This is a genomic window from Mycolicibacter nonchromogenicus (assembly GCF_002101775.1).
GTDB lineage: Bacteria > Actinomycetota > Actinomycetes > Mycobacteriales > Mycobacteriaceae > Mycobacterium > Mycobacterium nonchromogenicum.
In genome coordinates this window covers 1-9976 of sequence record NZ_LQPI01000071.1, presented here as the reverse complement: position 1 = coordinate 9976, position 9976 = coordinate 1, and the positions used below count along the sequence as shown (strand labels likewise).

Below are 9976 nucleotides of genomic sequence, written 5' to 3'. Positions count from 1 at the left end.
CGACGTGCAGAACGTGTGGACCAATGTCGATCTGTCCGACGAGGTCCTGGCCGCCCTCGAAGCCGAATAAACACCCCAACCGGTGGGCTTGGATTTAACTCACCGGGAATGCAATCCGGAACACTTCTGAGGGGCTGGTTTTCAGCATCCGCGCGATCTCCCCGGTGACGCTTTGCCGCAGATCGGATGACGGTAGGTCTTCAATGCCCGCCGCCGAGCGCAGGAACGGCTGGAAAAGCTGCCAACCCAATTGCAGCGCCATCACATTCGCGGCGGCAAGACGGCCGGTGGTTTCCTCGTCGTAGCTGCTCAGGCCGTGCTTCAGCAGATTTGCTGCGATGGGGAACCGTTCCTGGAGCTGTCCGACCGGAAAACCATCGAGGATGGCTCGGGCCAGCACTCTCCACTGCAGCTCCGTTCTGGCCGCGATCACCTGCGCTGGGGCGCCGGCCTGCACGGCCTCGGCGACCTCGTCGGCCAAGTGGTTAAGAACGGCTTTGACCAGCTGATTCTTGGTCCCCAGATACCGGAACACCAGTCCATGGTTGACCCCGGATCGAGTACTGATGTCGCGAATCGACGTGGCTGCGGGCCCTCGCTCGGCAAACAGGTCGGCCGCGTGGACCAGCACCGCGGCGACGGCTTCCTCGCGCGCCGAAGTGGTCTGGTCGATAGGGTTGCCTGTTGCATCGTTATCCGTCACATGGCTACGCTAGCCCCACTACATCGGTGTAGTCGCTTGACTAGCGGGTGCGCGTCGCGGCGCACCCGACACACTGATCCACCAGTTCATGGAGGTCATGATGGCCGCTTCCGCGCAGGACGCTGGCCGAGCGGTGCCCGGTTGCCAGGAGTCGCGGGATCTCCAGGGCCGATGTCGCCGCTGCTGTCTGTGACATCACAGGACGCCTGACACAGTCGGTGGACCGCGCAGCGGGGCACCTATCAATATCGCCACGATCGGTCTATCCGACCCTGGCTGTGCGTCCTCAGTTCCTGCCGATCGTTCACGGCACCGGGTCCGAACGTTGGCCGCCGGCTCTCACAGTCGGCTCGTCTGCGGATAGCCGAATTGCCTGAGCCTGCGGCAGATGAATCTCATTACGCTCGAACTGATTTCGAGTACGTGCAGTTGTTCTGCGCGCCAATCCTAGTGTTGTAGAGGGCATTCCGCTGTTCAGTGAGCGGCGCCCTCGAATCGGCACCCACCCAGTCAACCGTTGTATCGACGGTAAGTCGCTGTATCACAGTGCAATCCACGCCATAGCTGCGTTGCTGTCTTGTTCATGGACGGGGGAGCGGCCGTGTTGACACCCGTCAACGCTCGGCGATGCATGTCAACCTGGCCCGATGCTTAAGTGCCGGTGGGCCTTTCGTTACCCAGTGATTCAAACCCCAAGCGCGGTGCTCACGGGAATTAACATGCCTTCCGGGTGAGCTGAAAGTGTCTGCACCCCAACATTATTCGCGGTTCTAGGGGTGGTGATCGAAGTGGCTCCTCGAATGCCATCGTGCAGCGCTGCTCTGGCCGGCGGTCGACACGTCTTCGGCCGCGGTGGTCCTATGAACACCAACGAGGCAGTCGCAGCGATCTGCCCGCCCAGTTCGGAAGGAGATTGGTCATGCCGCTACATGTCGTCCCCGAAGGACTGGCCGCTGCCTGCGCACGCGTGGAAGCCCTGGCCGCCAGGCTGGCCCAAGCGCACGCCACCGCGGCGCCGGTGATCACCGCGGTGATTCCTCCTGCTGCTGACCCCGTCTCATTGCAGAGTGCGGCCACGCTGAGTCTCTTCGGCAGCCGGCATGAGGTGGTGGCCGCCCAGGGCACCGTCGAACTGGGCCGATCGGGGATCGGAGTGGGCGAGGCCGGGGTCAACTACGCCGCCGGCGACGCCGGGGCGGCGTCGGTGTATTCCGGCTGGGGGCCTAGGTGACCGCCCCGGTCTGGATGGCATTGCCGCCGGAGGTCCATTCCGCACTGTTGAGCAGTGGTCCTGGTCCCGGACCTGTGTTGGCAGCTGCTGGGACATGGAACTCCTTGAGTGCTGAGTACGCCACGGCGGCCGAAGAACTCAGCGAAGTGCTGGCGGCCGTGGAGAGCGGAGCATGGCAGGGCGCCAGTGCCGAACTGTACGCAGCGGCGAATACGCCATACCTGGCTTGGCTGACCCTGGCCAGCGCCAACAGTGCCGCGGCGGCCGCGCAGCATGAAACGGTGGCCGCCGCCTACACCGCGGCGTTGGCGGCGATGCCCACACTGGCGGAGTTGGCCACGAACCACACGGTTCACGGAGTGTTGCTGGCGACGAACTTCTTCGGAATCAACACCGTCCCCATTGCGATCAACGAGGCCGACTACGCGCGGATGTGGGTGCAGGCCGCCACCACGATGAGCACCTACCAGGCGGTCGCGGGTTCGGCTGCCGCATCAGCACCGGAGACCCCGCCCGCGCCGGCGATCCTCAAGTCGGTGGGATCGGCGGAGGCAGGGCAACCGGATCCGTTGGACCCGTGGGGCCCAGCCCACACCTGGACCGATCCTTTCCTGGAAGGCGTCGCGCAGGTGCTGCGGTTGGTTGGGGTCAACTGGGAGCCCGGATACGGCACCATCAACGGGTTGCCTTATTCGGTGTTCACCAATCCACTGACCGGGTTGTACTGGGTCAAGAACACCGTGACCCTCATCCAAGAGGTCGACTACGTCATCGCGAATGTGGGCCTGCACCCGGAAGTCGCCCTGCTCCTGCTCAACCCGGCGAACTTGGCGACGTTCCTGCTGGCGCACCCACTGGTCGCCATCGAACTGGGTGCCGCAATCGGCTCTAGCCTCGCCGCGCCGTTTGCGAGTCTGAGCGCGTTCGCGGCACTGGCGGCTCTGCCGTGGCCGTCCGGCATGCCGTTCTTGGTCGACTCGATTCCCGACACCGGATCGGCACCCGCCCCGGTGACGACGGGTTCCAACGTGCACTTGGTGAGCATCGCCGGGTCGGTGCCGGGGGCGGGATCCCCGGCGACCGGTGTGCCGGCGAGTGCTTCCGCGGGTGCGGGGGCGCCGGCACCGGCGCCGGCGGCAGTGGCGGGCGCGGGAATCTTCCCCTACATGATCGGATTCGGTGGCGGTCCTGGGATCGGCTTCGGTACCAACAACAGGACGGGAACCGGAACCGGCGCACGAGCGCAGAGTCCGGCATCGGACTCCGCGGCCGAAGAATCCTCCGCGCGCCGGCAGGCGCGCAAGCGCCGCCGCCGGCGGACGGAAATGCATGATGACCAGTTCGCCGACATGAATGTCGACCCCGACTGGTCGGTGCCCGATGACGGTCCGAGTGCCTCGCAGGGCAGCGCCGGACAGCTCGGGTTCACCGGCGGCAACGTCAAACAGGATGTGCACCAAGCCGGTTTAACCACACTGGCCGGTGATTCGTTCAGTGGTCTTCCGATCGAACCGTTGATGCCGAGCACCTGGAGCGGGCATCCGAGTGAAGGGGTGGATCACCACCCCGAGAAGTGATCCTCGGTGAACGCAGGGCAATCGATGTCGAGATGGAGATAGACCGTGAGTGTGTTGGACGCGCCTGTTCCGCCATTGGTGGCGGAATCGGCGTTTGGGGCCGAGGGGCGGGCTGAGCTGTCCGGACCGGGGTGGTCGGCGTGACCGCACCGGTGTGGATGGCGTTGCCGCCGGAGGTCCACTCGACATTGTTGAGCAGCGGGCCGGGTCCGAGTTCGGTGCTGGCTGCGGCCGGGACGTGGAAAACGCTGAGTGCCGAATACGCATCGGCAGCCGTGGAACTCAGTGAGGTGCTGGCGGCGGTGCAGGCCGGCGCATGGCAGGGGCCGAGCGCGGAAACCTACGTGGCCGCCAACGCGCCGTACCTGGCGTGGCTGACTCAGGCCAGCGCCGACAGTGCCGCGGCGGCCGCCCAGCACGAGAGCGTGGCGGCCGCCTACATCACGGCGCTGGCGGCGATGCCGACTATGGCTGAACTGGCGACCAATCACGCCGTTCACGGGGTGCTGCTGGCGACGAACTTCTTCGGAATCAACACCGTCCCCATTGCGATCAACGAGGCCGACTACGCGCGGATGTGGGTGCAGGCCGCCACCACCATGAGCACCTATCAGGCGGTCGCGGGGCTGGCTTCCGCGTCAGTTCCGCCGACCCCTGCGGCACCGGCCATCCTCAGGTCAGAGGCTTCGGTCGGTGCCGGGGATTCGTCGGACCCGTGGGGCCCTGCGCACGTGTGGACCGACCCGTTCCTCGAAGGCCTCGCGGACTTCATCGAGGCCACCTTGGGGCTGCGCTGGGACCCCGTGACCGGCACCATCGACGGACTGCCGTACACCTCCTACACCAACCCTCTGACGTTGGCGTACTGGCTCAAGAACACGTTGACTCAGATCCAGGAGATCGACTACATCATCGCCAATCTTGAGACGAACCCGGAAGTGGGCCTGCTGCTTCTCAACCCGGTGACACTCGCACCGTGGTTGCTCGCTCATCCGCTGACCGCGATCGAGCTGGGTGCCGCGGTCTCCTCCAGCCTTGCTGCGCCCTTTTCCAGCCTGAGTGCCTTTGCGGCACTGGCAGCTCTGCCGCGGCCGTTCGCCCTGCCCATGCTGATCGACGTGGTTCCCGACGCGGTCGCCGCCCCGGCCGCACCGGTCACGACGGCACCGACCGCGCAATTGGTGAGCGTGGCCGGATCAGTGCCGGCCACCGGATCGCCCGCAGCGGCGCCACCGGCCAGCGTGCCCGGTGGCGCATCGCCGCCGGCACCGCCTGCACCCGCCACAGCCCCGGCATTGGCCTTTCCGTACGCGGTCGGATTCGGAGGCGGGCCCGACACCGGATCCGGTACGAACAACAGGACCGGAAGTGGCACCGGCTCACAGGCCAAGAGCCCGGCATCGGATTCGGCGATCGAGGAATCGGCCGCGCGCCGATCCTCGCGCCGCCGGCGCCGGACGCAGCTTCGCGACCACGGCGAGCAATACGCCGACATGAACATCGAAGTGGACGCCGACTGGGCGTCGCCGGCCGACGGTGGCCCCATCGCCTCGCAGGGAAGCGCAGGCGGGCTCGGATTCGCCGGAAACGTGGTCAAACAAGGTGTGCGAGAGGCGGGACTGGCGACGCTGGCCGGCGACTCGCTCAACGGAGTGCCGACGGAGCCGCTGCTGCCGGCCAGCTGGACCGGTCAGTCGACCGAAGGAGTGGATCACAACGCAGAGGGCTGATCGTCGGTGAACACAAGGAATCGATCTGGAGAGGGAGATAAGCGATGAGTTTGTTGGATGCACACATTCCGCAGTTGGTGGCGTCGGAGTCGGCGTTCGGCGCCAAGGCGGCGTTGATGCGGTCGACCATGGCGCAGGCGGAGCAGGCGGCGTTGTCGGCGCAGGCGTTTCACGTAGGCGAGGCGGCTGCGGCATTTCAGGGGTCACACGCCCGGTTCGTGGCGTTGGCCGCGCGGGTGAACGCGTTGCTCGACATTGCCCAAGTCAACTTGGCGGACGCGGGCAACACCTACGTGGCAGCCGACGCGGCCGCGGCCAGCTCTTACACCGGATTCTGACGAGAAGGGATTGTGTGATGTCACAGATTCTGTACAACTACCCGGCCATGCTGGCGCATGCCGCGGAGATGAACGGGCACGCGGGCACGTTGCAGGCCGTGGGCGCTGATATCGCCAGTGAGCAGGCGGCGTTGTCGGCGGCATGGCAGGGCGACACGGGACTGACGTATCAGGCCTGGCAGGCGCAGTGGAACCAGGCGATGGAGGAGTTGGTGCGGGCCTATCACGCGATGGCCACCACGCACGAGACCAACACCTTGTCGATGCTCGCCCGCGACAACGCCGAAGCTGCCCGCTGGGGCTGACGCAGGCAGTTATCCCCTCGGGGCGCCCAAGCGCCTATCCGACCGAAACAACTCTGCCGGAATGACTTCGGCCAGCCTGCCTGCGGAATCCGATCCGCACGCCGGCCTGAACTCTGATGAACCACAGACTGATTAAGGAGAACTCCCATGTCCACCCAATCGTTGTCCACCCGCTCCGACCTGGAAGTGGTGAAGCTCGGCGAGTACATCGGCGCCCGCATCGACGGAGTCAAGCTGGGCGGTGACTTGGACCGTGAGACCGTCACCGCGATCAATGACGCGTTGATCGCGCACAAGGTCATCTTCTTCCGAGGGCAGCACCACTTGGACGACGACAGCCAGGCCGCGTTCGCTCAGCTGCTGGGCACCCCGACCGCACCCCACCCGCTGCTGAAGGGCGAGGGCGCCATTCTTCCCATCGACTCGTTCGGGGGCACCAGCGCGAACAGCTGGCACACCGACGTCACGTTCGTGGACCGCGTGCCCAAAGCGTCGCTGTTGCGGGCCGTGGAGCTGCCGTCCTTCGGCGGAACCACCCTGTGGGCGAACACCGTCACCGCCTACCAGGAGCTGCCCGACCCGTTGGCACGCCTGGCCGAAGAGCTTTGGGCGGTGCACAGCAACGCCTTTGACTACACCCAGCTGGACTTGACGGACTCCAAGCAGCTCGAGAAGTACGCCGCACTGCTGCAGTCGGAGGAGTTCCAGACCTACATCCAGACGTTCAACTCCACCACGTACGAGACGCAGCACCCCGTGGTGCGAGTGCACCCCGAGAGCGGGGAACGCTCCTTGCTTCTCGGCAACTTCGTGCAGCGAATCGCCGATGTCAAGCACTCCGAGTCGCGTGCGCTCTTCCAGATCTTCCAGGAGCGGATCACCCGGCCGGAGAACACCATCCGGTGGAACTGGCAGCTGGGCGACCTGGCCATCTGGGACAACCGCGCCACCCAGCACTACGGCGTCGCCGATTTCGGTCAGGAGCACCGGCGGTTGCACCGAATCACCCTTGCCGGCGACATCCCGGTCAGTGTCCGGGGCGAACGCAGCCGCGTCTTCCAGGGCGACGCTTCGGCGTACTCCGTCATCGCAGAACCGCAAGCGGTGGCGTAAGCCACCGTTGGTTCCGGGCCGTACAGCTTTGAGTGGGAAGTGATTCGAGGATGAATAACCGTGACGTGGGCGTGCTGGAGGCATCCACCCGCGCAAACCGGGTGGATGCTGACATCGTCAGCCGGTTCGCCACCAGCAGTAGGGCGTTGGGCATCGCGGTCCACGGTCGGAAACGGCCCGCCGACCTGGCCGCTGCCCGCGCCGGTTTCGCTGCGCTGAGCCGCGTCGCCTACGAGCACTGCGACGCGTGGGTGGGGCTGGCCGCGGCCGGCGACACGTCGCCGCGGGTGCTGGAGGCCATCTGGCGTACCGCGTCGACGGCGGGTGCCCTGCAACGGCAGCTCGATCTGCAGCAGGGCGCGCTCGGGTTCCACTACGACACCGGTCTGTACCTGCAGTTCCGCGCCACCGAACCCGACGACTTCGCGCTGGCATATGCCGCCGCGTTGACCGCGGCCGGCCGGTACGGGGAGGCCTACCGGCTGGTGACCGAGATCGCCGACCGCCGACCGGGTTTCCGGGACGCCCGCTGGCTGGCCACGGTAATCCACTATCGCGCCGAGCGGTGGTCGGATGTTGTGAAGCTGCTGACGCCGATCGTCAACGACCCGGAGCTGGACGCGTTGTTCGGCCACGCGGCCAAGATCGCCCTGGGAACCGCACTGGCGCGTCTGGGTATGTACGCCCCGGCGTTGTCCTACCTGGAGGAGCCGGAAGGCCCGATCGCGGCCGCGGCCACCGACGGGGCTCTGGCCAAGGGATTGGTGTTGCGCGCCCAGGACGATGAGGAGACCGCGGCCGAGGTCTTGCAGGACCTTTACGCCGCCAACCCGGAGAACGAGCAGGTTCAGCAGGCGCTGTTGGACCACAGTTTCGGGATCGTCACAACCACCGCGGATCGCATCGCAGCGCGAACCGACCCGTGGGATCGCAACACCGAGCCGAACGAGTCCGACTTCATCGATCCCGGCGCTCATGAGCGCAAGGCGGAGTTGCTGGCCGAGGCGGAGCGCGAACTCGGTGAGTTCATCGGCCTCGATGAGGTCAAGGATCAGGTGCAGCGGCTCAAGAGCTCGGTGGCGATGGCGATTCGCCGTGAGCAGCATGGGCTGGCCGTGGCCCAGCGTGCCCACCACCTGGTCTTCGCCGGGCCTCCCGGGACGGGTAAGACCACCATCGCCCGGGTGGTGGCCAAGATCTATTGCGGACTGGGCCTGCTGAAGAAAGAAAATGTGCGTGAGGTGCACCGTGCTGACCTGATCGGTCAGCACATCGGTGAGACCGAGGCCAAGACCAACGCGGTCATCGATAGTGCGCTCGATGGTGTGCTGTTCCTCGACGAGGCGTACGCGTTGGTGGCCACCGGCGCTAAGAACGACTTCGGCCTGATCGCGATCGACACCCTGCTGGCGCGGATGGAGAACGACCGTGACCGGCTGGTGGTGATCATCGCCGGCTATCGGGCGGACCTGGACCGGTTCCTGGACACCAACGAAGGTCTGCGCTCGCGTTTCAGTCGCAGCATCGACTTCCCGTCCTACACGGCCGAGGAACTGGTCGAGATCGCCACTGTGATGGCCGAGCACCGAGACAGCGTCTTTGAGCCGAGTGCGCGAGAAGACCTGCAGCAGCTGTTCACTCAGCTGGCCGCGGCCTCGCATCCCGACGCCAACGGCGTGGAGCGTCGCAGCCTGGACATCGCCGGCAATGGCCGGTTTGTACGAAACCTCGTCGAACGCTCCGAGGAGGAGCGTGAATTCCGGCTTGACCACTCTGAGCAGGCCGGCACCGAGGCATTCACTGATGAGGAGCTCATGACTATCACTGCCGAAGATGTTCGTAACTCGGTGGCGCCGTTGCTGCGTGGCCTGGGCCTGGAGGTCAAGGTATGAGTGCGAATTCGGAACGTTCTGACCTGACCGAAGACGGGCGGCGCTCGTTCGCGTCGCGGACCCCGGTCAACGAGAACCCGGATCGGGTCGAGTACCGGCGCGGTTTTGTCACCAAGCATCAGGTCAGCGGCTGGCGATTCCTGGTGCGGCGGATCGCCTCAGGTCTTGCCCTGCATGACACCCGGATGCTGGTGGAGCCCCTGCGCACCCAGTCCCGTGCGGTGTTGATGGGGGTTGTCCTGTTGATCACCGGACTACTCGGCAGCTTTGTGCTGACGCTGATCCGACCGGGTGGATCAGCCGACAACGATCCCATCCTGGCTGATCGCTCCACGTCGGCGCTGTATGTGCGCGTGGGTGACCAGCTGCATCCGGTGCTGAACCTGACTTCGGCGCGGCTGGTCGCCGGTCGCCCGGAGAACCCCAAAGCAGTGAAAGCCGCCGTGTTGGACACCTTTCCGCGGGGCAACCTGCTGGGCATTCCAGGTGCGCCGGAGCGGTTGGTGAAAAGCGCCGACACCGACGCGAACTGGACGGTGTGCGACTCGGTGTCCGGCAGTGCCGCCGGCGTCACGGTGATCGCAGGGCGGTTGGACACCGAGGGGAGCCACGCTGACGCGTTGGGTTCGCAGGAGGCGGTGCTGGTCGACAACGGCGCGGGTGCGTGGTTGTTGTGGGACGGCAAGCGCAGCCGGATCGACTTGGCAGACAGGGCCGTCACGGCGGCGCTGGGCTTGGACGCCGGTGCGTTGAAGCCCCGGCCCATCGCCGCGGGATTGTTCAACGTGATTCCGGAGGCGCCGGCTTTGGTGGCGCCGCTGATCCCCGGCGCGGGAAACCCGTTGCCGTTCCCGTTGCCGGTGCCGGTTTCGATCGGCTCGGTGGTCGTCGCGCATGACCTCGATACCGATTCTGATGGTGTGTTGCGTTATTACGCGGTGTTGGAGGATGGTTTGCAGCCGGTTTCTTCGGTGTTGGCTGCGGTGTTGCGGAATTCGGATTCGCAGGGGTTGGAGCGGCCGCCGGTGTTGGGTGCTGATGATGTGGCGCGGTTGCCGGTGTCGCGGCAGTTGGATGTGTCGGTGTT

The 9976-nt window shown here is 65.9% G+C and carries 9 protein-coding genes; 8 read left to right on the top strand and 1 reads right to left on the bottom strand.

Annotation, left to right across the window (positions count from 1 at the left end; genetic code table 11):
• Positions 1-94: 94 nt before the first annotated feature.
• Positions 95-703: a TetR/AcrR family transcriptional regulator gene (locus tag AWC18_RS17755; protein WP_082961229.1), complete on the bottom strand. Its 609-nt coding sequence runs from the start codon at positions 701-703 to the stop codon at positions 95-97.
• A gap of 919 nt (positions 704-1622) precedes the next feature.
• Between AWC18_RS17755 and AWC18_RS17750 the strand changes: the two genes are divergently transcribed.
• From AWC18_RS17750 to eccB, 8 genes are all read left to right on the top strand, one after another.
• Positions 1623-1934, top strand: a complete 312-nt coding sequence (locus tag AWC18_RS17750) for a PE family protein (RefSeq protein ID WP_064999226.1) — start codon at positions 1623-1625, stop codon at positions 1932-1934.
• A complete protein-coding gene (locus AWC18_RS17745) occupies positions 1931-3511 on the top strand; it encodes a PPE domain-containing protein (protein ID WP_064999227.1) in 1581 nt (526 codons plus the stop codon). Before AWC18_RS17750 ends, AWC18_RS17745 begins: the two co-directional genes overlap by 4 nt.
• A gap of 140 nt (positions 3512-3651) precedes the next feature.
• On the top strand, positions 3652-5241 hold the full coding sequence (locus tag AWC18_RS17740; RefSeq protein ID WP_085139599.1) for a PPE family protein: 1590 nt from the start codon (positions 3652-3654) through the stop codon (positions 5239-5241).
• A 44-nt stretch (positions 5242-5285) separates the two neighbouring features.
• Positions 5286-5579, top strand: a complete 294-nt coding sequence (locus tag AWC18_RS17735) for a type VII secretion protein EsxS (RefSeq protein ID WP_064999228.1) — start codon at positions 5286-5288, stop codon at positions 5577-5579.
• Positions 5580-5596: 17 nt separating this feature from the next.
• Complete coding sequence (locus AWC18_RS17730) at positions 5597-5884, top strand: WXG100 family type VII secretion target (protein ID WP_064999229.1); 288 nt, start codon at positions 5597-5599, stop codon at positions 5882-5884.
• 147 nt (positions 5885-6031) lie between these two features.
• Positions 6032-6997: a TauD/TfdA dioxygenase family protein gene (locus tag AWC18_RS17725; RefSeq protein WP_064999230.1), complete on the top strand. Its 966-nt coding sequence runs from the start codon at positions 6032-6034 to the stop codon at positions 6995-6997.
• Positions 6998-7047: 50 nt separating this feature from the next.
• Complete coding sequence (gene eccA / locus AWC18_RS17720) at positions 7048-8889, top strand: type VII secretion AAA-ATPase EccA (protein WP_085139598.1); 1842 nt, start codon at positions 7048-7050, stop codon at positions 8887-8889.
• On the top strand, positions 8886-9976 hold a 1091-nt coding region (gene eccB, locus AWC18_RS17715), incomplete at its 3' end, for a type VII secretion protein EccB (RefSeq protein WP_109560133.1). The genes eccA and eccB, both read left to right, overlap by 4 nt.